This window comes from Aeromonas sp. FDAARGOS 1419, assembly GCF_019047045.1.
Classification (GTDB): domain Bacteria; phylum Pseudomonadota; class Gammaproteobacteria; order Enterobacterales; family Aeromonadaceae; genus Aeromonas; species Aeromonas veronii.
In genome coordinates, this window is the sequence record NZ_CP077209.1 from 2635344 (window position 1) to 2659725 (window position 24382).

23 protein-coding genes and 7 tRNA genes are annotated in these 24382 nt (G+C 59.6%); 12 read left to right on the plus strand and 18 right to left on the minus strand.

Going from position 1 to position 24382, the window contains the following annotated elements; genetic code table 11:
* Positions 1–6: 6 nt before the first annotated feature.
* Entirely contained in the window at positions 7–582 is a 576-nt protein-coding gene (locus I6L49_RS11750; protein WP_204482605.1) for a Crp/Fnr family transcriptional regulator, read from the minus strand.
* A gap of 242 nt (positions 583–824) precedes the next feature.
* On the opposite strand from I6L49_RS11750, the gene ettA reads away from it, so the two are divergent.
* The 3 genes from ettA to I6L49_RS11765 all read left to right on the plus strand — a co-directional run bounded on the left by ettA (position 825) and on the right by I6L49_RS11765 (position 4521).
* Positions 825–2492, plus strand: coding sequence for an energy-dependent translational throttle protein EttA (gene ettA, locus I6L49_RS11755; protein ID WP_042054910.1), 1668 nt, complete (start codon positions 825–827; stop codon positions 2490–2492).
* A 93-nt stretch (positions 2493–2585) separates the two neighbouring features.
* On the plus strand, positions 2586–2915 hold the full coding sequence (locus tag I6L49_RS11760) for a hypothetical protein (protein ID WP_005343410.1): 330 nt from the start codon (positions 2586–2588) through the stop codon (positions 2913–2915).
* A 262-nt stretch (positions 2916–3177) separates the two neighbouring features.
* Positions 3178–4521 (plus strand): NCS2 family permease, encoded by a 1344-nt coding sequence (locus I6L49_RS11765; RefSeq protein ID WP_041207923.1) that lies wholly within the window; start codon positions 3178–3180, stop codon positions 4519–4521.
* Between the two features lie 171 nt (positions 4522–4692).
* On the opposite strand, the gene gltX is transcribed toward I6L49_RS11765, so the two are convergent.
* Positions 4693–6108, minus strand: coding sequence for a glutamate--tRNA ligase (gene gltX / locus I6L49_RS11770; RefSeq protein ID WP_043850077.1), 1416 nt, complete (start codon positions 6106–6108; stop codon positions 4693–4695).
* A 276-nt stretch (positions 6109–6384) separates the two neighbouring features.
* Here gltX and I6L49_RS11775 point away from each other — a divergent pair, with 276 nt between their 5' ends.
* From I6L49_RS11775 to I6L49_RS11785, 3 genes are all read left to right on the plus strand, one after another.
* Entirely contained in the window at positions 6385–8487 is a 2103-nt protein-coding gene (locus I6L49_RS11775) for a methyl-accepting chemotaxis protein (RefSeq protein WP_216949600.1), read from the plus strand.
* Positions 8488–8586: 99 nt separating this feature from the next.
* Positions 8587–9255, plus strand: a complete 669-nt coding sequence (locus I6L49_RS11780; protein ID WP_103250429.1) for a LysM-like peptidoglycan-binding domain-containing protein — start codon at positions 8587–8589, stop codon at positions 9253–9255.
* A gap of 274 nt (positions 9256–9529) precedes the next feature.
* On the plus strand, positions 9530–9739 hold the full coding sequence (locus I6L49_RS11785) for a cold-shock protein (protein ID WP_005338972.1): 210 nt from the start codon (positions 9530–9532) through the stop codon (positions 9737–9739).
* A gap of 239 nt (positions 9740–9978) precedes the next feature.
* Here I6L49_RS11785 and I6L49_RS11790 read toward each other — a convergent pair.
* The 8 genes from I6L49_RS11790 to orn all read right to left on the minus strand — a co-directional run bounded on the left by I6L49_RS11790 (position 9979) and on the right by orn (position 11401).
* Positions 9979–10054, minus strand: a tRNA-Gly gene (locus tag I6L49_RS11790).
* A gap of 24 nt (positions 10055–10078) precedes the next feature.
* Positions 10079–10154 (minus strand) — tRNA-Gly (locus tag I6L49_RS11795).
* A 24-nt stretch (positions 10155–10178) separates the two neighbouring features.
* Positions 10179–10254 (minus strand) — tRNA-Gly (locus I6L49_RS11800).
* 24 nt (positions 10255–10278) lie between these two features.
* Positions 10279–10354, minus strand: a tRNA-Gly gene (locus tag I6L49_RS11805).
* A 25-nt stretch (positions 10355–10379) separates the two neighbouring features.
* Positions 10380–10455, minus strand: a tRNA-Gly gene (locus tag I6L49_RS11810).
* Between the two features lie 33 nt (positions 10456–10488).
* A tRNA-Gly gene (locus tag I6L49_RS11815) sits at positions 10489–10564 on the minus strand.
* 37 nt (positions 10565–10601) lie between these two features.
* Positions 10602–10677, minus strand: a tRNA-Gly gene (locus tag I6L49_RS11820).
* A gap of 178 nt (positions 10678–10855) precedes the next feature.
* A complete protein-coding gene (orn, locus tag I6L49_RS11825; protein WP_111900716.1) occupies positions 10856–11401 on the minus strand; it encodes an oligoribonuclease in 546 nt (181 codons plus the stop codon).
* 91 nt (positions 11402–11492) lie between these two features.
* On the opposite strand from orn, the gene rsgA reads away from it, so the two are divergent.
* The 5 genes from rsgA to I6L49_RS11850 are packed head-to-tail and all read left to right on the plus strand — an operon-like array spanning position 11493 to position 14327.
* Positions 11493–12527 (plus strand): small ribosomal subunit biogenesis GTPase RsgA, encoded by a 1035-nt coding sequence (rsgA, locus tag I6L49_RS11830; RefSeq protein ID WP_216949601.1) that lies wholly within the window; start codon positions 11493–11495, stop codon positions 12525–12527.
* 28 nt (positions 12528–12555) lie between these two features.
* Positions 12556–13428 carry an archaetidylserine decarboxylase gene (asd, locus tag I6L49_RS11835; RefSeq protein WP_216949602.1) on the plus strand — a complete coding sequence of 291 codons (873 nt, stop codon included), beginning with the start codon at positions 12556–12558 and terminating at the stop codon, positions 13426–13428.
* The gene (locus tag I6L49_RS11840) at positions 13425–13694 is read left to right on the plus strand and encodes a VF530 family DNA-binding protein (RefSeq protein WP_005349372.1); all 270 of its coding nucleotides are present in this window, start codon (positions 13425–13427) and stop codon (positions 13692–13694) included. Before asd ends, I6L49_RS11840 begins: the two co-directional genes overlap by 4 nt.
* A complete protein-coding gene (locus tag I6L49_RS11845; protein ID WP_159162967.1) occupies positions 13684–13935 on the plus strand; it encodes a DUF2960 domain-containing protein in 252 nt (83 codons plus the stop codon). The genes I6L49_RS11840 and I6L49_RS11845 overlap by 11 nt, the downstream gene beginning before the upstream one ends.
* 2 nt (positions 13936–13937) lie before the next feature.
* Entirely contained in the window at positions 13938–14327 is a 390-nt protein-coding gene (locus I6L49_RS11850; protein ID WP_216949603.1) for a hypothetical protein, read from the plus strand.
* A gap of 85 nt (positions 14328–14412) precedes the next feature.
* Here the strand turns inward: I6L49_RS11850 and I6L49_RS11855 are convergent, their stop codons facing one another.
* The 5 genes from I6L49_RS11855 to gpt form a co-directional block, all read right to left on the minus strand.
* On the minus strand, positions 14413–15666 hold the full coding sequence (locus tag I6L49_RS11855) for a glutamate-5-semialdehyde dehydrogenase (protein ID WP_216949604.1): 1254 nt from the start codon (positions 15664–15666) through the stop codon (positions 14413–14415).
* A 34-nt stretch (positions 15667–15700) separates the two neighbouring features.
* A complete protein-coding gene (gene proB / locus I6L49_RS11860) occupies positions 15701–16804 on the minus strand; it encodes a glutamate 5-kinase (protein ID WP_033114873.1) in 1104 nt (367 codons plus the stop codon).
* Positions 16805–16984: 180 nt separating this feature from the next.
* Positions 16985–17377: a sigma factor-binding protein Crl gene (gene crl, locus I6L49_RS11865; protein ID WP_005339003.1), complete on the minus strand. Its 393-nt coding sequence runs from the start codon at positions 17375–17377 to the stop codon at positions 16985–16987.
* Positions 17378–17439: 62 nt separating this feature from the next.
* A complete protein-coding gene (gene frsA / locus I6L49_RS11870) occupies positions 17440–18708 on the minus strand; it encodes an esterase FrsA (RefSeq protein WP_005349360.1) in 1269 nt (422 codons plus the stop codon).
* 172 nt (positions 18709–18880) lie between these two features.
* On the minus strand, positions 18881–19348 hold the full coding sequence (gene gpt / locus I6L49_RS11875) for a xanthine phosphoribosyltransferase (RefSeq protein WP_005339007.1): 468 nt from the start codon (positions 19346–19348) through the stop codon (positions 18881–18883).
* 947 nt (positions 19349–20295) lie between these two features.
* Between gpt and I6L49_RS11880 the strand changes: the two genes are divergently transcribed.
* Positions 20296–21747: an aminoacyl-histidine dipeptidase gene (locus I6L49_RS11880; RefSeq protein WP_216949605.1), complete on the plus strand. Its 1452-nt coding sequence runs from the start codon at positions 20296–20298 to the stop codon at positions 21745–21747.
* An 81-nt stretch (positions 21748–21828) separates the two neighbouring features.
* Here I6L49_RS11880 and djlA read toward each other — a convergent pair whose 3' ends face one another.
* The 3 genes from djlA to I6L49_RS11895 are packed head-to-tail and all read right to left on the minus strand — an operon-like array spanning position 21829 to position 24357.
* A complete protein-coding gene (djlA, locus tag I6L49_RS11885; RefSeq protein WP_216949606.1) occupies positions 21829–22662 on the minus strand; it encodes a co-chaperone DjlA in 834 nt (277 codons plus the stop codon).
* A 19-nt stretch (positions 22663–22681) separates the two neighbouring features.
* Positions 22682–23350 (minus strand): N-acetylmuramate alpha-1-phosphate uridylyltransferase MurU, encoded by a 669-nt coding sequence (gene murU / locus I6L49_RS11890; RefSeq protein ID WP_216949607.1) that lies wholly within the window; start codon positions 23348–23350, stop codon positions 22682–22684.
* The gene (locus tag I6L49_RS11895) at positions 23347–24357 is read right to left on the minus strand and encodes an aminoglycoside phosphotransferase family protein (protein WP_216949608.1); all 1011 of its coding nucleotides are present in this window, start codon (positions 24355–24357) and stop codon (positions 23347–23349) included. The genes murU and I6L49_RS11895 overlap by 4 nt, the downstream gene beginning before the upstream one ends.
* Positions 24358–24382: the final 25 nt, after the last annotated feature.

Genomic DNA, 24382 nt, shown 5'->3' on the forward strand with positions numbered 1-24382 from the left:
GCGGCATTAACCCGTGTTAATGCGCCTGCGGATCCGTGACAGGGTGACCGGGCTGATGCCGATGTAGTTGGCGAGCTGCACCTGAGTGAGCCGCGCAGGCCAGTGAGGGAAGGTGTGGCAGAGCTCCCGATAACGCTCCTCGGGAGAGTGGAGCAGCAAAAATGCCTCCTTGCGCTCCTTGTAACCGAGCTGCTGGCGTAGCAGGGCCATGCAGACTGGCTGCCAGGCGGGCTCTTCCAGCAGGGCGAGCGGCACCCGAACTACCTGCAACTCCGTCAGCGCCTCCAGCTGGTAGCGGGCGGGCGACCCAGTGAGCCAGCTGTCATAGAGCAGGCAGAGCTCCCCTTCGAAGTAGAACTCCTTGCAGCGCTCCTGTCCGTCCCGGGTGTAGTGGCAGGCGCGAGCGATGCCCGCTTCGATATAGAAGGCAGCTTCCTGCTCCGCCCCTTGCGCCAACAGTGCCTGACCGGCGCGCAGCGTCTGCCGTGGCAAGCGCAGGCTGATGGCTTCGCTCAGCGCGGCGTCCAATCCCATTGTGCAGAGAAAGGCGGCCAGTGAGGGGGCTTGAGGAGATGGGTTCATGAGGGCTCCCGGACAAAACGACAGCCCACATCATGCCCAAATTGCACGGCTGATGCAGCAAGGCGTGACCGCTGCGGCAAAGGGGGGACATAGCCGGGTGCCACCTTTGCCCCCCCTCGTCCGTTGGTTTACAATCGACGCGTTTTTTGGAACCCGGTTGACCTGTGTCGACCTGGCCCCACCACGACATCAGTCTGTTAATGCCAAGACATTAACCTGCTGAAAAGGAAGAGAATTAGCCAATGGCTCAATTTATTTACACCATGAACCGGGTCGGCAAGGTAGTGCCGCCCAAGCGTCATATTCTCAAGAACATCTCCTTGAGCTTCTTCCCGGGCGCCAAGATCGGCGTGCTGGGTCTGAACGGCGCCGGTAAATCGACCCTGCTGCGCATCATGGCGGGCATCGATACCGAGATCGAAGGGGAAGCCCGTCCGCAGCCCGGCATCAAGATCGGCTACCTGCCACAGGAGCCGAAGCTGGAGCCGGAGCAGACCGTACGCGAAGCGGTCGAAGAGGCCGTTGGCGAGGTGAAACGCGCCATGGCTCGCCTGGACGAGGTCTATGCGGCCTACGCCGACCCGGATGCCGACTTTGACAAGCTGGCCCGCGAACAGGGCGAGCTGGAAGCCATCATCCAGGCCCAGGGTGGCCACAACATGGAAAACCAGCTGGAGCGTGCGGCCGATGCCCTGCGCCTGCCGGCCTGGGATGCCAAGATCAAGCACCTCTCCGGTGGTGAGCGCCGCCGGGTGGCACTGTGCCGTCTGCTGCTGGAAAAGCCGGACATGCTGCTGCTGGACGAACCGACCAACCACCTGGATGCGGAATCCGTGGCCTGGCTCGAGCGCTTCCTGCACGACTACGAAGGCACTGTAGTGGCGATCACCCACGACCGTTACTTCCTCGACAACGTGGCGGGCTGGATCCTGGAGCTGGACCGCGGCGAAGGTATCCCGTGGGAAGGCAACTACTCCTCCTGGCTGGAGCAGAAGGACGCCCGTCTGGCGCAGGAAGCAAGTTCCGAAGCGGCCCGTCGCAAGTCCATCGAGAAAGAGCTGGAGTGGGTTCGTCAAAACCCGAAAGGCCGTCAGGCCAAGTCCAAGGCCCGTATGGCTCGCTTCGAAGAGCTCAACACCAACGACTACCAGAAGCGCAACGAGACCAACGAGCTGTTCATCCCGCCCGGACCGCGCCTCGGCGACAAGGTGGTTGAAGTGGCCAACCTGCGCAAATCCTACGGTGATCGTGTACTGATCGACGATCTGTCGTTTGCCATTCCGAAGGGTGCCATCGTCGGCATCATCGGCCCGAACGGTGCCGGTAAGTCGACCCTGTTCCGCATGATGTCGGGTCAGGAACAGCCGGATTCCGGCTCCATCACCCTGGGTGAAACCGTGGTACTGGCCTCTGTCGATCAGTTCCGCGACAGCATGGATGACAAGAAGACGGTATTCGAAGAGGTCGCTGACGGTCAGGATATCCTGCGCATCGGCAACTACGAGTTCCCGAGCCGCGCCTATATCGGCCGCTTCAACTTCAAGGGTTCCGATCAGCAGAAGCGGGTTGGCGAACTCTCCGGTGGTGAGCGCGGTCGTCTGCATCTGGCCAAGCTGCTGCAGACCGGCGGCAACGTGCTGCTGCTGGATGAACCGACCAACGATCTGGATATCGAAACCCTGCGCGCCCTCGAGAACGCCCTGCTGGAGTTCCCGGGTTGTGCCATGGTCATCTCCCACGACCGCTGGTTCCTCGACCGTATTGCCACTCACATCCTCGACTATCAGGATGAGGGCAAGATCGAGTTCTTCGAAGGTAACTTTACCGAATACGAAGAGTGGAAGAAGAAGACCTACGGCGCCGAGGCGATCCAGCCCCATCGCGCCAAGTACAAGCGCATCGCCAAATAAGGCTGACTGCGTGTTGAGGGGAGCTTCGGCTCCCCTTTCTCTTGCCTTTTGACTTACAATCCTAGACGGATGCCTTTGCATGGATGTAGCACGATGACGACCCCCATAGAGAAAAAACTCACCATCCAGATCCGGGTTGAACCGGGTTGCCTCGGGCCGGATGGCAAGGAGCACATAGAGACCTTCTGTGCCGCTGCCGCCAAGATTTTTGCCGCCGTGGAGCCCGAGCTGGTGAGCTGGGTGCTGATCCCCCGCTACGACAAGCAACTGCCGGAGCAGGAGTTCTTTATCGAGGGGCGCAAGCTGACCGAAGAGCAGGCCAGCCTCTTTCTGCGCCGCTTCGGCCGCGAACTGGGTGAGGTACAAGACCGGCTCGACTCGGTGCTGGCCCAGCTGGTCGAGCGCTACTTCAAGACCCTGTAAGCCCCCAATTTTCGATAAAAGGTTCTCTGCTGAGAACCTTTTTTCATGCTCAAAAAGCAAACGTTTGAATTTTTGCTCTATTCATTGATCTGCTTCGCAGATCCGGGGTTTGTAAACGGCGCCGCCTGTGTAAAAATGTGCGCGCTGTCACGGTATCAGGACGGGTCTGGTTACTTCTCCACCAGAAACAGGGCCATCACTCCCTCATGGATGGGAGCCTGCTCGCCTGCTGCTTATTTCACGTCACCTATTGGAATCCAACATGAATCAACCACAACAGGCCCCCACACAGGCTGCCGGGCAAGGATTGCTTGAGCGTCTGTTTGCCCTGAAGGGCCATGGCACCAACGCCCGCACCGAACTGATTGCCGGCATCACTACCTTCCTGACCATGGTCTATATCGTGTTCGTCAACCCGCAGATCCTCTCTGCGGCAGGCATGGACACCCAGGCAGTCTTTGTCACCACCTGCCTCATCGCCGGTATCGGCAGCATCCTGATGGGCCTGCTCGCCAACCTGCCCATCGCCCTGGCCCCCGCCATGGGCCTCAACGCCTTCTTCGCCTTCGTGGTGGTGGCCGGTATGGGCTACTCCTGGCAAGTGGGTATGGGCACCATCTTCTGGGGCGCCATGGGTCTGTTGATCCTCACCCTGCTTCGAGTGCGCTACTGGCTGATCGGCAACATTCCGCTCACCCTGCGGGTCGGCATCACCGCAGGTATCGGTCTGCTGATCGCCCTGCTTGGCCTGCACAACGCCGGGATCGTCGTGGCCAGCCCCGCGACTATGGTGACCGTGGGCAACCTCACCTCTCTGCCCTGCCTGCTGGGTCTGCTCGGCTTCTTCCTGATCTGCATCTTCTCCGCCCGCGGCGTTCATTCCGCCGTGCTGATCGCCATCGTGGTCACCACGGCGCTGGGCTGGCTGTTTGGCGATGTCACCTTCAAGGGTTTTGTCTCCATGCCCCCCAGCATCGAGCCGGTGTTCGGCCAGCTGGATCTGATGGGCTCGCTCGATATCAGCCTTGCCGGGATCATCTTCTCCTTTATGCTGGTCAACCTGTTCGACTCCTCCGGCACCCTGATCGGCGTCACCAACCGCGCCAAGCTGGCCGATGACAAGGGGCACTTCCCGCGCATGAAGCAGGCACTGCTGGTCGATAGCGTGAGCTCGGTCGGCGGCGCTTTCATGGGCACCTCCTCGGTCACCGCCTTTATCGAGAGCAGCTCCGGCGTTGCCGTCGGTGGCCGTACAGGTCTGACCGCCATCGTGGTCGGCATCCTGTTCCTGCTGGCGATCTTCTTCTCTCCGGTCGCCGCCATGGTGCCGGCCTACGCCGCCGCTGGCGCCCTTATCTATGTGGGCGTGCTGATGTGCTCCGAGCTGACCCGGGTGAAGTGGGAAGATCTGACCGAAGCGGTTCCGGCCTTCATGACTGCGGTGATGATGCCGTTCAGCTTCTCCATCACCGAGGGGATCGCCGTGGGCTTCATCTCCTACTGCGTGATGAAGGCGGGCACCGGTCGCTGGCGCGAGATCAACCCCTGCGTGCTGGTGGTAGCCCTGCTGTTCGTCCTCAAGTTCTTCTGGGTAGACAGCCACTAAGTCAGGCTTTCGCCAACAAAAATGCCAGTCAGCTGACTGGCATTTTTTATCCCAAACTATTCTCGGCCTGTGCGATGGCCATAAAAAAATCCGAAACCAGCGGTTTCGGATTTTTTCTATTCAGCATGTGGCAGAGCAGGGTTATCCCCTCGCCTGCCACATCGGCAGCAGTTACTCGGCAGCCATGCGGGCTTCGATGTAAGCCAGCGCGCGGTCGATACGCGCCAGCACGCGCTCCTTGCCCACCAGCGCCATCACGGCGTCGATGGCAGGGGACTGACCCAGACCGGTGACGGCCACACGCAGCGGCATACCAACCTTGCCCATGCCCTGACCCAGCTCGGCGGCGGTCGCTTCAATCAGCTCGTGCAGCGCTTCGGTAGTCCAGCTATCCAGTGCAGCCAGCTTGGTTTTGGCCAGAGCCAGCGGCTCGGCAGCCACGCCGCGCAGGTGCTTCTTGGCAGCCGCTTCGTCGATCGCCTCGTACTCTTCGAACAGGTAGCGGCTCTGGGCAGCCATCTCGACCAGGGTGTTGCAGCGCTCGGCCAGCAGGGTGACCACATCGGCCAGCGCCGGGCCATTGCTGGTGTCGATCTTCTGGTTTTCCATGTGCCATGCCAGATGCTTGGCAACATAAGCCGGATCCAGGCTGCGCATGTAGTGGTTGTTCAGCCACAGCAGCTTGTCGGTGTTGAAGGCAGAGGCGGACTTGGAGATGGCATCCAGGCTGAACAGCTTGATCATCTCTTCCAGGCTGAAGATCTCCTGATCGCCGTGGGACCAGCCCAGACGCACCAGATAGTTCAGCAGCGCTTCCGGCAGGTAGCCATCGTCGCGGTACTGCATCACGGAGACTGCACCGTGGCGCTTGGAGAGCTTGGCACCGTCGTCACCCAGGATCATGGAGACGTGGGCAAACTCAGGTACCGGCGCGTTCAGCGCCTTGTAGATGTTGATCTGGCGCGGGGTGTTGTTGATGTGGTCTTCGCCACGCACCACGTGGGTGATCTCCATATCCCAGTCATCGACTACAACACAGAAGTTGTAGGTCGGCGCGCCGTCGGTACGGCGAATGATCAGATCGTCCAGCTCGGTGTTGGCGAACTCGATGCGGCCACGGACGTGGTCATCGAACACCACTGAACCTTCGGTCGGGTTGCGGAAGCGGATCACGTGCGGCGCATCGGCCGGGTGATCGTGGTCGTGGTCGCGGCACTTGCCGTCATAACGGGGCTTCTCGCCGTTGGCCATCTGGCCTTCACGCAGCGCTTCCAGCCGCTCTTTGGAGCAGTAGCACTTGTAGGCGCGGCCGTCAGCCAGCATCTCGTCGATCAGCGCGTTGTAGCGATCGAAGCGCTTGGTCTGGTAGTAGGGACCCTCATCCCAGTTCAGCTCCAGCCATTCCATGCCCTCAATGATGGCGTCGATGGCCTCCTGAGTGGAACGTTCCAGATCGGTATCCTCGATACGCAGCACAAACTCACCGCCCTGGTTCTTTGCAAACAACCAGGAATAGAGTGCGGTACGGGCACCGCCGACATGCAAAAAGCCGGTCGGGCTGGGAGCAAAACGGGTTTTGACTTTCATCTTTAAGCCTTGTGTAGAGGGCCTTGGGCCAATTCGTTAAAAAAACCGTCGCATTTTAGCACCGACAATCACGGATGGGAAAACCATGAAGCCGCAAAGGGTAAAGTAGCGGGTTTAATTTGCGCAACGCCGCCCTGCCCCCCCTGATCTTTGAAGGGGATCGCAGAACAAAATCCCCATTTCCGATTTGCTATGCATAGCGCTGGAGAGCTGCCTCCTCCTGCCGATATCCAGACAACTCTCAACGCCCCACGCAACAAGAACAAGGAAGAGACGATGCAGTTCCGTTCAATCCAGACCCGAATACTGGTCATGGCCGGGATCGCCATGACGACAGCCCTGGTCATCCTGATCCTGCTCAACCAGTACTCCGGTCAACAGACCCAGAAGCTGACCATCAGCTCCAGCCGCGCCGCCCTGCAGCAGGAGGCATGGCAGAAGGTCAGTGCCAACGCCCGCGCCGAAGCGGCCACCATCACCCAACTGTTGCAAAAGGGGCTCTCCTACACCCAGCAGATGGCCAGCGTCTTCGCCCAGCAACAGCAGGGCAAGCTGCCGCTCGATCGTCAGCAGGCCACCGACCTGCTCAAGGCCCAGCTCGCCCTTGAGCCCCAGCTCTACGGCGCCTTTGCCGGCTTCGAGCCCAACGGCTTCGACAGTCAGGATGCCAGCTTTGCCGGCCAGACTGCGCTGGGCAGCGACAGCAAGGGGCGCTTTGTCCCCTACTTCTATCGCGACAAGGACAAGGTCGGCACCGACCTGCTGCTCTCCATCGAGAAGAGCGAGACCGACAGCTTCGGCAACCCGGCCAACGACTACTACGCCTGCCCGAAACGGGAGGGGCGCTCCTGCCTCATCGATCCCTTCAAGGTGGATATCAACGGCCAGCAGGTGCTGGTGAGCACCATCACCACTCCCATCATGGTGGATGGTCAGTTCAGGGGGATCGCGGCGCTCGATCTGGCAGTGGACTCCATCAGCCGTCAGGCCCAGTCCCTCAACAGCAACATCTATGACGGCAAGGGGGAAACCCTGATCGTCAGCGCCGCCGGCGTCATCACCGGCACCAGCGGCGATGCCAGCCTGCTTGGCAGCAGCGCCGAGAAGGTGCTGGGCAGCCAGTGGCAGCAGTATCTGAAGCCGGAACTGCAGCGTCAGGAGCTGAACAACTCGTTTCGCATCTCGGTGCCCATCATGGTGCCGGGCATGAGCCGCAACTGGGCCATCATCGTCACCCTGCCCTATCAGGTGGTGCTGGCGGGAGCCGATCAGCTGGAGAACCAGCTGGGCGAGATGAACCGCACTGCCATGACCCAGCAGCTGGTCGGCGCCTTTATCGTGCTGGTGCTGGCGCTGGTCACCATGCTGATGATCGCCCGCAGCATCACTGGCCCCATCCGCCAGATGGTCAGCCTGGTGGATGACATTGCCGATGGTGAAGGGGATCTCACCAAGCGCCTCAATACCCGCTCGGTGGACGAGCTGGGGGATCTGGCCAAGGGGATCAACCGCTTTATCGACAAACTGCAGGGGCTGCTCGGGGATGTGCTGAAAACGGCCAGCGAAGTGAATCGCCATGCCGGCGATACCGACCGCATCGCCGGCCAGACCGACACCAACCTGCAGCATCATCAGGCCGAGATGGAGCAGATGCTGACCGCGGTGCAAGAGATGTCCTACGTCAGTCAGGAGGTCGCCACCCACGCCAACAACACCGCCGACTCGGCCAAGCAGGCGCAAAGCGCCGCCGATCAGGGCAAGGAGCGCTTCCAGCAGGTGATCCAGTCGATGCACAAGGTCGCGGCAGAGGCCGGTAAAGGGGCCGAAGTGGTCGAAGGGCTGGCCCACGACAGCGAGCAGATCACCAGCATCCTCACCGTCATTCAGGGGATTGCCGATCAGACCAACCTGCTGGCCCTCAACGCCGCCATCGAGGCTGCACGGGCCGGTGAGCAGGGGCGCGGCTTTGCGGTGGTAGCCGACGAGGTGCGCAAACTGGCGGGCAACACCCAGCAGGCGGTACAGAACACTCAGGAGCTGATCGAGAAGATCCGCCACAGCTCGACCAACGCGGTCAACGCCATCAACCAGAGCCAGCAGCTGACCCATCAGGCAGTGGGGGAAGCGGATCTGGCGGAGGAGGCGCTTGGCAGCATCTACAAGGCCATCTCCACCATCAACGACATGACCTACCAGATAGCCTCAGCCGCCGAAGAGCAGAGCTCGGTCTCCGAGACAGTCTCCGGCAACCTGTCAAAAACCAACGCACTGGCCAACGACATCGCTCAGGATGCGACCGAAACGGCCAAAGCCAGCCAGGCACTGCGCCAGGCAGCCGACAAATTGCAGCAATTATTGGGACAATTTCGTCTCAGCTGATAATTTTCCGCCTCAGGACTCTCCCCCTCGGGGGCGAGTCCGTTTACCATAGGCGACGAATTTGCCTGATGGCAGGCAATGTAGTGAGAGGTAAATGCCGTGCCCACCCCGGACCGTCGCCCACGAGGCCATAACAGACGAGCCCAGCAGCGTCGCCAAGACGAATCACAAGGATCCCTGCTCCATCGCATCAATGCCGCGACCCTGTCCCTGCGCCAACGTTTTGGCCAAGGGATGAGCAACCTCGGCCAACGCCGCCAGGATGCCAAAGCAGGCAAATTCAAGCTGTCCAGCCCGCTGCCCCGCAAAAACACCATAGGTCTGCTGATCCTGATCCCGCTCTGGTTGCTGGTGCTGGCCTGGGAGCCAGCGCCATCCGCCCCCAAAGCCGCCCCTTCCGGCTCGCTGGAAGTGCCGCTGGCCGTGCCTGCTCAAGCTCTAACTGTCGGTAATGGCGCGGCAGGCAGTGCGCCCGCGGCAGCCAAGCCGGTCGAAGAGAAGGTTAACGGCACCTGGCTGCAACACGATGTGCAGGCGGGTGAGACCCTCTACTCCATCTGGCGTAAATTCGAGTTGCCGGGTGCCGAGCTGAGCCGCCTGATCGCCATCGAGGGGCCGGATCGTCCCCTGACCCGCCTGCAATCGGGCCGTTCTATCTTCATCCTGGTGGACGACACCCGCCGCATCCAGCGGGTGGAGATCCGCTCCTACGGTCAGGCGGTTTACCGCTACGACCGGCAGGGCGAAGGGTTCGCCCTCAAGGAATAACAAAAACGGGAGGCGCTGGCCTCCCGTTTTTTTCAGCCAAATATCTTCAAATAAGCTACTGACTTCACAATATTTTTAGCTTGTTCAAAAAACGAAAGGGGTCAAATTGACAAGGATCGGCGCTAACGTACAATCGTTTGTGCTTTAGACAGGGATTGTTCTACGTGCTACTGGGACAAAGAGACGTGGTCAGTCATGAGCCAACCCCTGCTTGCAAGGCAAATGCAGCCCAGCACGGGCTTAGTTTCATTTTGTTATTGATAGGATTTAGCACATGTCTGACATTCGCACCGGCCAGGTAAAATGGTTCAACGAAACCAAGGGTTTTGGCTTTATTGAACAATCCCAGGGTCCGGACGTATTCGTTCACTTCTCCTCCATCCAGAGCACCGGTTTCAAAACCCTGGCTGAAGGTCAAAAAGTCCAGTTCACTGTGACCCAGGGCAAAAAAGGCCCTCAGGCTGAAAACGTTACTCTGGTCTAAGCCCGCGCCAGTGAATCATGCAGGAGGAGCCAAGGCCCCTCCTCTTTTTTGCCCGCAATTCTCGCCTCCCACCACCTGTTACAACCGCTTGCCTCGTACAATCCGCACCATGAGCCCACGTCCCCTTACTGTTGGTAGGAGGTGGTAGAGACGCGCCTAGTAAACGCCAGATACAACAAAACATCGCAGCGCGATGTGAAGGGCAATTCAAAGGAATTATGAAAACTTCGAAGAGAGATTGGAGCGGGAAACGAGACTCGAACTCGCGACCCCGACCTTGGCAAGGTCGTGCTCTACCAACTGAGCTATTCCCGCAACAGAATGTCATTTACAAGTGATTGGAGCGGGAAACGAGACTCGAACTCGCGACCCCGACCTTGGCAAGGTCGTGCTCTACCAACTGAGCTATTCCCGCAACGAAATGTCACTTACAAATGTTTGGAGCGGGAAACGAGACTCGAACTCGCGACCCCGACCTTGGCAAGGTCGTGCTCTACCAACTGAGCTATTCCCGCAACAGAATGTCATCTGCAAGTGATTGGAGCGGGAAACGAGACTCGAACTCGCGACCCCGACCTTGGCAAGGTCGTGCTCTACCAACTGAGCTATTCCCGCATCGGAATATCACTTACAAATTTTTTGGAGCGGGAAACGAGACTCGAACTCGCGACCCCGACCTTGGCAAGGTCGTGCTCTACCAACTGAGCTATTCCCGCAACAATTTGGTTGTCTTGAGGCTGGCTGATGATTGGAGCGGGAAACGAGACTCGAACTCGCGACCCCGACCTTGGCAAGGTCGTGCTCTACCAACTGAGCTATTCCCGCATCGGGCTGGTTTGCACCAGTGTCATCATCAGATTTTTGGAGCGGGAAACGAGACTCGAACTCGCGACCCCGACCTTGGCAAGGTCGTGCTCTACCAACTGAGCTATTCCCGCAACTACCTTAAAACAGGCCGTACAGCATTTGGTTGCTTGCGCTACTGTACGGGAGCCGAATTATAAGAGCAGTCATTCCAATTGCAAGGGCTTTTTTGTCTGGTTGCGCGCGTTCGCTCAAAAGCTGGCCGAACTGTCGATTTTAGCAGCCAGCGCATGACAACCCCTTGCCGGGGAATCAGATCTTGAAGACGTGGCTGCGATAGAACTGCAGCTCGGCGATGGATTCGCGGATATCGTCCAGCGCCTGGTGGGTACCGCTCTTCTTGAACTGATCCAGCAACTCCGGCTGCCAGCGGCGTACCAGCTCCTTGATGGTGCTGACGTCGACGTTGCGGTAGTGGAAGAAGGCTTCCAGCTCGGCCATGTGCTTGACCATGAAGCGGCGATCCTGACCGATGCTGTTGCCGCACAGCGGGCTGGTGCGCTCCGGCACCCACTGGCGAATGAACGCGAGGGTCTCGGCAATGGCTTTCGCCTCGTCATGCTGGCTCGCCTTGACCCGGGCCACCAGACCGCTCTTGGTATGGGTGTTGACGTTCCAGTCGTCCATCTTGGCCAGCTCTTCATCACTCTGATGAATGGCGATGACCGGCCCTTCGGCCAGTACGTTCAGATCCTTGTCGGTGACGATGGTGGCAATCTCCAGTACCACGTTCTCTTCGGGGTCGAGACCCGTCATCTCCATGTCGATCCATACCAGGTTCTGCGCGCTGACTGTCATGATTGCTCTCTCTATTGGGAGGAATGGCGGAATTTTGCCAATTTGCATGTATCATACTGGCTTTGGATCTGTTCATAAACTGGCGAATCGAGTGGCAAAGAAAGCAAAACTCAATCTGGGTCAACAAAGGCGCGTCCAGGCCAACCGCGAACGGCGGCTGCAAAAAGATCACACCACAGTGGTGGATGACACCCTGTTTGGCCCCGCCATCGAAGGGGTGGTGATCAGTCGTTTTGGTCAGCACGCAGACGTGGAAGCGATCGATGGCACCATCCACCGCAGCAACCTGCGGCGCAGCAGCATCAGCAGTCTGGTGTGCGGCGACAAGGTGGTGTGGCGTCCCGGCCTCAATGCCGCGACAGCGGGCGTCATCGAGGCGGTGCATCCACGCCACTCGGTACTGACCCGGCCGGACTTCTACGACGGGGTCAAACCCATCGCCGCCAATATCGACCAGATCATCATCGTCTCGGCGGTGATGCCCGAGTTCTCCACCAACATCGTCGACCGCTATCTGGTGGCCGCCGAGGATGTGGAGATCCGCCCCCTCATCGTGCTGAACAAGGTCGATATGCTCGATGATGCTGCCAGAACGCGCATCGAAAGCCAGCTCGAAACCTACCGCAAACTCGATTACGAGGTGCTGCTGGTGAGCTGCGAGAGCGGTGAAGGGCTGGATGAGCTTAAAGCCGCACTGACCGACAAGATCAGCATCTTCGTCGGCCAGTCCGGGGTGGGCAAGTCGTCGCTCACCAACGCCCTGATGCCGGGGCTGGATGTACTCACCGGCGAGATCTCCGAAAACTCGGGGCTCGGCCAGCACACCACCACCACGGCGCGGCTCTACCACTTCCCGAGCGGTGGCGATCTCATCGACTCCCCGGGGATCCGCGAGTTCGCCCTCTGGCATCTGGAAGCCGACCGCATCACCTGGTGCTTCGTTGAGTTTCGCGACTATCTGGGTGGCTGCAAGTTCCGCGACTGTACCCACAAGGACGATCCCGGCTGTGCCCTGCGCGCCGCGGTCGACGCGGGCGCTATCAGCGCCGATCGCTTCCACAACTATCACCGCATCCTGGAAACCATGCAGGAAGCCCGTCACGGTCGCCAACAGGCGCGCCTGTGACCCTAATAAACCTACGTTGATGATGAACATGAGCATTACTGACAACCTGAAAATTGCCGGTCAATACTGTCTGCCCAAGCACGCCCTCTCCCGTCTGATCGGCAAATTTGCCGCCGCCGAAGCGGGTAACATCACCACCAAAGTGATCGAGGCCTTTATCAAGCAGTACAAGGTCGACATGAGCGAGGCGCTGCACGAGAGCCCGGCCCACTACAAGAGCTTCAACGCCTTCTTCACCCGCGAGCTCAAGCCCGGTATCCGCCCGGTGGTAGAAGATGCCATGACCCTGGCGCTGCCGGTGGATGGTACCGTCAGCCAGCTCGGTCCGATCCAGCAGGGTCGCATCATTCAGGCCAAGGGCCACGACTACAGCGCCCGCGAGCTGCTGGGCGGCTATGAGGATCTGGTGGCGCCGTTCAAGGATGGCGACTTCGCCACCATCTATCTGGCGCCCAAGGATTACCACCGCATCCACATGCCGCTGGACGGCGTGCTGGAGAGCATGGTGTTCGTGCCGGGGGATCTCTTCTCCGTCAACCCGCTCACCGCCGAGAACGTGCCCAACCTGTTTGCCCGCAACGAGCGGGTGGTCGCCACCTTCCGCACCCCGCACGGCCCGATGGCGCTGGTGCTGGTTGGTGCCACTATTGTGGCCAGCATCGAGACCATCTGGGCCGGCAACATTGCGCCGACCAAAGAGAAGAAGGTGGTGCGCTGGGACTACACCGGCGACGAAGCCATTACCCTGCAGAAAGGCGCCGAAATGGGCCTGTTTAAGCTGGGCAGCACCGTGGTCTGCCTGTTTGGCCCGGGCATGCTGGCCGGTTTCGAACCCCATCTGGCCAATGGCGTCACCACCCGCATGGGTCAGCCCTTTGCCAAGCTGGCGGAGCAGGCATGAGCGAGCAACCAAACGCCTCGCAGAAAAACAACCCGCTGCACGGGCTGACGCTGGAAGCCATCGTCACCGCGCTGGTCGAACACTACGGCTGGGAAGAGCTGGGGCAGCAGATCAATATCCGCTGCTTCACCGATAATCCCAGCATCAAGTCCAGCCTGAAGTTCTTGCGCAAGACCCCCTGGGCTCGGGAGAAGGTCGAAAGCCTCTACCTCTACGTCCAGCGCAAGCAAGCCAAATCGAAGAAGGAAGGGCAAGATGGCCTTTAAGATTACGTATACCTATAAAAAGCAGGCCAAAGAGATCGGCTACGCGAACGACAAGTTCCGCAGCATCTACGACGCCATCGCCGCTGCCGAAGGGCTGGATCTCACCAGTTTTCACGCCATGGAGGCCCAGCTGGCTCAGGTATGTCGCCGTGACAAGAAAAGCGTGAGGGATTACCAGGAGAACTACTTCAAGGAGCTGGGATTCTCCAACATCGTCATCGAACGGGATCTTCAGGAGTAACCATGCGCACATTGACTCTGATGGCCGCCTCTCTGCTGCTGGCGGCATGCAGTACACCGGAACAACATCTGGTGGGCGGCGATCGCGACAGCCACGGCTGTATCGGCAGTGCGGGCTATCAGTGGTCAGCGCTGACTGGCAAATGTGTGCGCCTGTTTGAAGAGGGTATCCGGCTCAATCCGACCGATGCCAGCCAGACCAGCAGCGCCTTCGTGATGTTCAACACCGATCAGAGCAAGGCCGAGCTGACCCTGCCCACCGGCGAGCAGCACCAGCTTGCCCGTCAGGGCATGGAAGGCAACTGGTCGTGGCAGGGCAGCGGTTACACCCTCTTCCCCTGGAAGGGCTATGTGCTCAAATCCGGTGACAAGGTGCTCTATCAGGGGGAGTAACCCGAGCCCCTGATATCCTTGCGATATCCGCCAAATAAAATGCCGACCCAGTGGTCGGCATTTTTATATCTGAAACAACCGGTTATCAGGCGCGGCTGAGATAATCCGCCTGCCCTACCCACTTGTAGCTGGTGAGCTCGGTCAGCCCCATGGGGCCGCGGGCGTGCAGCATCTGGGTCGACACCGCCACTTCAGCGCCCAGCCCAAACTGGCCGCCATCGGTGAAGCGGGTCGAGGCGTTGACATAGACAGCCGCCGAGCCGGCCCCATTGACGAAACGCTCGGCGTTGGCCAGATCGTTGGTCAGGATGGCATCGGAGTGACCGGCGTTGTGCTCGCGCATATGGGCCAGTGCCTCGTTCACATCCGCCACCAACTTGACCCCCAGGGTCAGCCCCAGCCACTCGGTATCGAAATCCTCCGGCCCCGCCTCGCACAGGTTGTCGGCACCCGCCAGCAGCGTCATGGCGTTGGGAGCGGCCACCAGCGTCACCTTGCGCTCGTTCATCAGCATCACCAGCTGCGGCAGGAAAGTCGAAGCGACTTTCTCGTGCACCAGCAGGGTATCGAGGGCGTTACAGGCGGAGGGGCGCTGCACCTTGGCGTTGTCGATAACCGCCAGAGAGCGCACCAGATCGGCACTCTCGTCGACGAAGATGTGGCTGATGCCAAAGCCGCCGATGATGACCGGAATGGAGCTGTTCTCCTTGCACATCTTGTGCAGGCCGGCACCACCGCGTGGAATGATCATGTCCACATAGCGGTCGAGGCGCAGCAGCTCGGCCACCAGCGCCCGATCCGGGTTGTCGATGTACTGTACTGCCGCCTCGGGCAGGTCGGAGGCCGCCAAGGCATGCTGGATCACCCGCACCAGCTCCAGATTGGAGTGGAAGGTCTCGCGCCCGCCGCGCAGTATGCTGGCGTTGCCGGTCTTGAGGCAGAGGCTGGCGATGTCGATGGTGACGTTGGGACGCGCCTCGTAGATGACGCCGATAACCCCGATGGGCACCCGACGACGAGAGAGGCGCAGGCCATTCTCCAGCACCCGGCTATCCATTTCGGCGCCGACCGGATCGTCCAGCGTGATCACCTTACGCACATCTGCCACGATCCCGGCCAGCCGGGCCGGATTGAGCAGCAGGCGATCCAGCATGGCTTCTGACAAGCCCGCCTCACGGCCAGCCGCAATATCCTTGTCGTTGGCAGCAAGGATCTGCTCACTGCGCGCCTCAAGCTCATCGGCAATGGCGGCCAGCGCCCGATTCTTCTGCGCCGTGCTGATGGTAGCCAGCTGATAGGCAGCTTCACGGGCCGCCTGCCCCATTTTCTCCAGACTCATCTCATTTCCCTTTGTTCATGCCGTGCCGCCCTGATTAGAGCAGCACCATATCGTCTCGATGGATGGCTACTGAACCATATCCATAGCCCAGTACCTGCTCAATCTGATCCGAGTGGACGCCGCGCAGCTTATCCAGCTCCAGATGGTCGTAGCGGCAGATGCCGCGGGCCAGCTCGGCGCCTTTGGGATCAAGAATGCGCACCACATCGCCTCGAATAAAGTCGCCCTTGACTGCGACGATCCCCTTTGGCAGCAGGCTGGAGCCTTTCTCCTTCATGGCGGCGACGGCCCCCTGATCCACATGCACTTCACCGTGAGGGGGCGGGCCTGCCAGGATCCAGCTCTTGCGCCCTTCCAGCGGGGACGCCAGCGCCGGGAACAGGGTGCCAATACGCTCACCCTTGGCAAGACGGCCGATCACCTCCGGCATCTGGCCGGTCGCGATCACCACGTTGACACCAGCGCGGCGTGCCACATCGGCGGCCTGCAGCTTGGTAGCCATGCCGCCGGTGCCGAGGCCGCTGACACTGTCACCTGCCAGCGAGCGCAGGGTATCGTCGATGGTCTGCACCTCTTCAATCAGCTGGGCGTCGGGATTGGTGCGCGGATCGGCGGTAAACAGCCCCTTCTGGTCGGTTAGCAGGATCAGCAGATCCGCATCCGCCAGAATGGCGGCCCGCGCGGAGAGGTTGTCGTTGTCGCCAACCTTGATCTCGGCGGTCGCCACCGCATCGTTTTCGTTGATGACCGGAATAATGCGGTGATCGAGCAGGGTGCGCATGGTGTCGCGGGCGTTGAGGTAGCGCTCCCGATCTTCCAGATCGGCGCGGGTCAGCAGCATCTGGCCGATATGCAGACCGTAGAGGTTGAACAGATCCTGCCATACCCGAATAAGCTGGGTCTGACCAACCGCCGCCAGCATCTGCTTGTTGGGAAGGGTTGGCGCCAGTGGCGGGTGACCCAGATGTTCACGCCCGGCGGCGATAGCTCCTGATGTGACAACCACGACCCGATGGCCGTGACGGTGCAAGGCCGCACACTGTCTGACCAGCTCGACCATATGGGCACGATTGAGCTGGGAAGACCCCCCTGTGAGCACGCTGGTGCCCAACTTGACGACTATGGTTCTGTTTTCCATGGGAGCATAAAGGCTAAAAAAGTAAGGAATATCTTTATACCCACGGCCATGGAGCCCTGCAAGGCAATTAACGCCGGGGTGAGGAGATGAAGCAAATGCCCGGATGATTGCGGTCGGAAGGGGAGATGGCTGACTGATGGCCCGGCAAACAGCGGGATGCTGCTCGCCGGGCATCAGGGATCAAGCAGCGGTCACGGTCAACTCATTGGTGACCTGATCCGCTGGCGCTAACTGACACTCCAGAGCCGTCAGTTTGTCGCTGATGAGCTTGTAGAAACGGTTGAGGGTCCGCTCCACTTCTACCTGGTGCTTCTTGGGGATCGGCTTGTCCAGCCACTCGCCATCAGCATTGTAAAAACCGAGCTGATAGTGGTAACGGAAATGGTGATCGTCCTGCTCCAGCACCAGCCACCAGCCCCAGAACTCCCGTTTGTCCGGCGCCGGCTTGGCGCTGACACAGACCGACAGGCAGTCGAAACGATAACGCCCCTCTTCGCAGAGATCCTCACGCAAATAGGGGCCAATGGCAGCAAACTGCCTCAGCAGTCGCTTGTAGGTCACTCTTTCAGACATGCTAACCTCCCTGTTAAACAAGCCGCGCCACCTCGGGATGGCGTCAGTTCTTTAGCGCAATGTCAGGTACACAAATGCTGTTTCAGCCACTCGACGATTTCGTCCAGTGCCTTGTCATACACCTCCAGCAAAGGCTGTTTGTCAAATACGATGGCCTTGCCGTTACGACTGGCCGCCGCCAATGCCCGTACATCCTGCTCGGGACAGATAAAATCTCGCTTGTGTCCAATACTCAATATCGGCACTGAGGTGCGAGTCCCCAGTAATCCTTGCGTTTTAAGTGAAAATACCTGGCACTTGGTACGCATGCCATCCCACTGCGCCGCATCAGCCCCCAACCGGTTGGCCAGACTGTCCCGCATCATGCGCGGACACTTGGCAAACAGCTCCTGATTGGTAAACACCTGATTGACCCCGGCGCCGACACAAACCACGGTGCGCAGCTTGAACGGTTCGATAAAGGCCAGTCTGGCCGCGATATTGCCCGCCAGACGCATCCCCACCATGGCGATACGCTGATGATCGACCCAGGCCACTTCGGAGAGGTAATGGAGCACCGCCTGATGAAGGCGGCTGGTATCCTGCACCAGCGGCCAATGCTCGGCATAGCCGACCCCGGGCATATCGAGGGAGAGCATGCCGATACCGTTGGGCTCGAGCCGTTTGAGATAGAAGTTGAGGAAATCGAGCTGCAGGGAGTCGATCCCGCCGCTGATAATCACCAGCGGCACCGGTTTTTCGGTCGTCGGCAGGTGGAGATAACCCTGAATATGCTTGCCGCGAAAAGGCACCTGGATCTCTTTGAGCGGCACCTTGAACAGGCGACCCGCCTCGCGATAGGCCATGTTACCGAGCAGCTGGGCCTGATCCGCCAGCTCGTCATCCTTGAGATGGGGATAGCTGGCGATGGAGTAGTAGCGCACCGCCTTGAGCAGCTGTTTCAAGGCGCCAGAAGGATCACCCTTCTCGCGCAGTTCTCGGCCCTGCTTGAAATAGTTGCCAGCCACCTGGCTCCACTCGTAGATCCAGTTGCCGGGCACATAGCCCTTGATGGTATCGAGATAGCAATCGTGGGTACGCTCGCCGGTCGCCATGGCGATACGGGCCAGGGTCTGCTCCACTTCGATGGGATCTGCCCCCTGCCAGGTCCAGGAGGGGCGACGCAGCAGGCGATACCAGCTCTTTGACATGGATCCGTCGATAAACATCTCGTCTGACTCGGCTTGCGCCAGATCAGCCGCACTGGAGTTAGAGATCTCGGATGTTTCCAATACCTTCTTGACGCGGGTAAAGAGCTGTTCGGTCAGGTTTAGGTCTTCGTTCAAGTCCAAGATAGTGTCCCATTCATATCAGGCAATAGCTCATCTTAACCACTTTTACTGCCCATCAGCCACCCTGCAACAGATTGATACACAAAAAAACAGGGCTCCAAATTGGAGCCCTGTGAAACCATTATTGCCGGTTGCGACCAATGGACGCAGCGAGCGTCACATCCCGATCCCGTTACTTTTCGTCGCAGATCGGTGTGGCGAACTCCAGTGCCATATCCCACGGCTGTTCGATCCAGGTATCCTGCGGGATCGCCACTTCGAAATCATCCAGCAGCGCTTCGCCCATCGGCTTGGCGAAGATCGCGATGAACTTGGCTTTCGGGTAGAGCTCGCGGATCGCCTTGGCAGTAGTGCCGGTGTCCACCAGATCTTCCACCACCAGCCAGCCTTCGCCGTCACCGGCGGTGGTGGCAGCCTTCACGACCACCAGCTCGCGCTGGCTGTCATGGTCATAGCTGGAGATGCAGAGGGTTTCCACATTACGAATGCCAAGTTCACGGGCCATCAGGGCTGCGGGCACCAGACCACCACGGCTGACCGCGATGATACCTTTCCACTGGCTGACAGGCAGCTGACGACGAGCCAGACGGCGAGCTTCACGTTGCAGGTTGTCCCACGACACATAGAACTTTTTCGGCATGTTATCGATCTCGAATAGTTATTTAAAAACAATCACTTAAAATAACAACATCCGCAATTATCTCTGCGGATGCCAGTAAATGGCGGCCCTTGCCCGACTGAATTCAGATTGCACTTCGGCTGCCTCAGGGCTAAGCCTCGGCAGCAAATCTGATAACAATGGAAGCAAGATGGGCTTATCCGGCGATCGGTTAGATGATGTGTCCAAACCGCGGACAGGCTGTTGGGCCGATATGATAGCACCGTTTGCAGAGAAAATGCCTGGCAAACGTATGCCAAAAACAGGAAAAATCGGCATCACCCTCTCCATTCGGCACATCTAGAGCGCCAAACGACTAACCTGCCGTCCCTGCTGCAGAGTCCTAATGGGCTGTGCGGCAAATCGCAGATAAAAAAATAGCAGGGGGAGGATTTACCTCACGCACCTGCTGCTTTCTCGCCTCTGCCTGGTTGGGCAGCTCATCTTAGCGACGAGTGACGAAGGGGTTAGGGTAGCTGAAACCCTGGGTATACAAAGAGGGGGCAAACCAATAGGTTGAGTTGCTGCCTGGCATATTGAAACTCCTGATTGCTTAACAAGTTACGTACCTTTAATGCGGGCTCAAATCCTTGAACGAACACTCGGTTCCATGGAGGCGCACTTGCTTTGCTTCGGTTCCCTGGAGGCTTTCATCGTCATCCTGACGGGTGGCGAACCACGGGAGCTAATTTACCAGTCGGTGCGTTAAATTCAATATTTTTGTGAGACCGGTCACACATTTTCTTTTCTATCGGTCAGCGTCGTCCGAACCTGACGATCGTACTGCCTGGTTGCCATCAGCCAGCACAAGCTGCCTGCGATTTGCGCTGATTGCTCACATTTTTGTGTGATTGACTGTATTATCGTTATCCTCTTCCCCGGCCCGCTGATGGGGCCCTGTTAATTCCGTGCTGGTAAGGAGTCCCGACGTGGCACAGCTTAGCTCTCTCTCTCCCAAACTGATTTGGCATTTCTTCGAACAGATCTGCTCCATTCCCCACCCTTCCAAACATGAAGCCAAACTGAGCGCCTGGATCATCCAGTGGGCACAGGAAGAAGGTCTGGCGGTCAAGCAGGACAAGGTCGGCAACATCATCATCAAGAAACCGGCCACCCCGGGGATGGAAAACCGCAAAGCCGTGGTACTGCAGGCCCACATCGACATGGTGCCGCAGGCCAACGCCGACACCAAACACGACTTCGCGACCGATCCCATCGATGCCTATGTGGATGGCGAGTGGGTCACTGCCCGTGGCACCACTCTGGGTGCCGACAACGGCATCGGCATGGCCGGTTGCTTGGCCGTACTGGCTGACAAGACCATCAAGCACGGTCCGCTGGAAGTGCTGCTGACCACAGACGAAGAGACCGGTATGACCGGCGCCTTCGGTCTGGAAGCGGGCTGGCTGGAGGGCGAAATTCTGCTCAACACCGACTCCGAAGAGGATGGCGAAGTCTATATGGGCTGCGCTGGCGGTGTGGATGCCAATATCCGCTTCCCGCTCGAGCTGGTTGACGCTGCTGAAGGTGAAGCGTTCGAACTGGCCGTAAAAGGGCTGCGCGGCGGTCACTCCGGTTGCGACATTCATCGCGGTCGTGGCAACGCCAACAAGCTGCTGGTACGTCTGCTCAAAGCAGCCGAGCCGCTGGGTGTTCGTCTGGCCGAGATCCACGGCGGCACCCTGCGCAACGCCATCCCGCGCGAAGCCCGTGCCACCCTGCTGGTACCCGCTGCCAGCGTAAACGAGTTCAAGGCGCTGGTTGACCGCTACACCGGTATCTACCAGACCGAGCTGGCCGCCACCGAGCCGAACCTGACTCTGCTGGTCAACAGCGCCGCCAAACCGGCCAAGCTGATGAGCGTCTCCCTGCAGCAGCGTCTGCTGGATGCCCTGATGGCCTGCCCGAACGGCGTGATGCGCATGAGCGATGCCATGCCCGGCGTGACCGAAACCTCTACCAACCTGGGGGTCATCAAGACTCAGGATGGCGAAGTGTACGTCCAGTGCCTGATCCGCTCCCTGATTGACTCCGGCCGCGAGAGCATCGAGCAGATGACCCGCTCCCTGTTCACCTTGGCAGGCGCCAGCTGCGAATTCACCGGTGCCTACCCGGGTTGGGCGCCGAACGTGGACTCCCCCGTCATGGCGCTGGTACGCAACAGCTACCAGACCCTGTTTGGCACCATGCCCAACGTGATGGTGATCCACGCTGGTCTCGAGTGCGGTCTGTTCAAGAGCGCCTATCCGGAGTGGGACATGGTCTCCTTCGGCCCGACCATCCGCGGTGCCCACTCCCCTGACGAGAAGGTACATATCCCGGCGGTCGAACGTTTCTGGCAACTGCTGGTGCACGTACTGGAAGCGATTCCGGCCAAATAACCCGGCCTGCGCCACACGGCAAAACAAAGCCCCGCACTGCTGCGGGGCTTTTTATTGTCTGTTCCAACCTGACGTTGGCACTTACCGGATGCCGCGCGCCTCGCGGATCCACTCCCAGGCTTGCTGGATCTCCTGGGTCTTCTCCTTGGCCATCTCCATCATCTCCGGCGGCAGCCCTTTGGCGGCCAGCTTGTCCGGGTGATGCTTGCTCATCTCCTTGCGGTAGGCGCGCTTGATATCCTGATCGCTGTCGCTCTCGCTCACCCCCAGCAACTGGTAGGCATTCTTGAGACGATCCGCAGAGGGTGCCTCCTGCCGATACTGCTGGCCACCGGAATGGCTCCCCTGATACTGGCCATGGGCCTGATTAAAGAAGTTCATCTGCGCTTCGGCCATCGCCAGAATGCGGGCCAGCTCGATGCGACTGAACCCCAGCTCGTCGGCTATGGTATGAAGAATCGCGCGCTCGCCCTCCTCCACCCGCCCGTCGGCAAAGGCCGCCTGCAACTGCACTTCGAGGAAGAAGCGCAGAATGTCGCGCTGGCCGAGGCTGGCACGGCGGAACTCGGCCAGGGTCTCGCGCAGCGGGAAGTCAGCCTCCTTACCGAGACGAAACGACTCCTGCGCCCGGGCGCGCTGTTCACCAACGAGCCGCATCCGATCCATCAGGTTGGAGGCAACCCGGATCTCCTGCTCGGTCACCTGACCGCTGGACTTGGCGATGTGACCCATCACCGAGAAGGTGGCGTGGAAGAAGACGGCTTGCTGCTCCTGACTCGGACCGCGACGAAACGCCCCCTGCAGCCCCATGCCACGGTCGAAACGGTGGCCGATCCAGAGGCCAATCAGGGCGCCGATGATATTGCCGAGCAGAAAACCGAAGAAGGCGCCCAGCACCTTACCCCAAATACGCATGGTTCAAGACCTCTTGAAGTTAATGAGTGCGGGCCTGGAGCTGGTCATCCAGCTCGCGCAGTCGATCGACCGTGCCGATATCGCGCCACTCGCCAGCGAGCAGGCTGCCGCCCACCCGCCCTTGCGCCATCCAGTCACGCAGCAGGGGCGCCAGCTTGCGGGCACCGCCCGCGAGACCGGCAAAGGCCGCCGGATCATATAGTCCGACCCCGCTGAAGGTAAACGCCGGCGTATCCACGACTCGCCCTTCTTGCAGGGCAAAGTCCCCGGCTGGGTGTTGAGGTGGATTGGGCACCAGCCATAGATGGGCCAGATCATCGCCAAGGGGTTGGCTGACCAGAGTGTGATAATCGACATCGAGCCAGGTATCGCCGTTGATCACCAGAAAAGGGTCTGCCCCCAGTAGTGGCAGCGCCTGCACGATTCCGCCCGCGGTCTCCAGCGCACTCTCCTCGGCTGACCAGTGGATGGTCACGCCAAGCGCACTGCCATCACCCAGGCTCTCAACCAGCTTGTGGCCAAGCCAGGCGTGGTTGATGACCAACTCGGTCACGCCAGCAGCGTTGAGTTTTTCGATGTGATGAACGATGAGCGGCTTGCCCCCCACCGCCAGCAGCGGCTTGGGCAGCAGGTCAGTCAGCGGGCGCATCCTCTCGCCACGGCCAGCGGCCAGGATCATCGCCTTCATGATTTAACTCCAGCATTGGCGATCCCCGGCAACACCACCTGCTCCAACCACTGACCAAAACGGGCCAGTACCGGATAGGCGCTACCGTGAGTGCGACAGACATCCACCACGTAGCCGAGGGTACGGGGAATATCCTTGAGATAGCCGGACTTGCCGTCGCGATGATAGAGCCGGGTAAAGATTCCGGCTGCTTTGAGGTGGCGCTGCATGCCGGTCAGATCGGCATCACGACGGAAACTGGCATAATCGAGCTCGCCAAGCAGACCCGCCTGTTGCAGGGTGGCAAAGCCGTGGCGCATCCCTTCATCGATCACCTCGTCCGGCCAGCGTATGTAGCAATCTTTAAGCAAGGAGACTAGGTCATAGCTCAGGGGCCCGATGACCATATCCTGAAAATCGATGATGGCCAGCCGGCTGCTCTCGGGGGTATCACCGCCACACACCATCAGGTTGCGACTGTGAAAATCTCTATGCATCACCCCCTGCGGCTGGGCCAGATTGCAGGCGGTGAGGCAGGCAAAGGTCTCGTCCAGCAACTGCTGCTCTTCATGGCTCAGGGTCAGCTGCAGATGCTGGCCCAGCAGCCACTCGGGGAAAATGCTGTTCTCCCGCGCCATAAAAGCCGCATCGAAGGGTTCAAGCGCCAGTTCAACCGCCCCCAGGCGGGGCAGCAAATCAATCGCCTTGCCATACCAGGCCAGCACATTGTGCTCGTTCAGGCAGCTGATCAGCTGGGTATCGCCCAGATCACTGACCGCCAGCAGCCCCTGTTCGTAGTCCACCGCCTTCACCTCTGGCGCCAACAGCTGACGCGCCTGCAAGGCCGCCGCGTTACGAACAAATTCATGATTTTTTTCGGTTTTCGGATTGGCATCCACCCACACCAGACCACCACCACGAGAGTAGCGGCGGAAGCTGGCATCACCGGAAATGAGGGTCAACTGAAGATTGGCATCACCGGAAATACGGCGTGCCCACTGCAATAGCAGGGAATCGCGATCGTGCATAAGTAGAGGACCAAGGTGGAAAGCA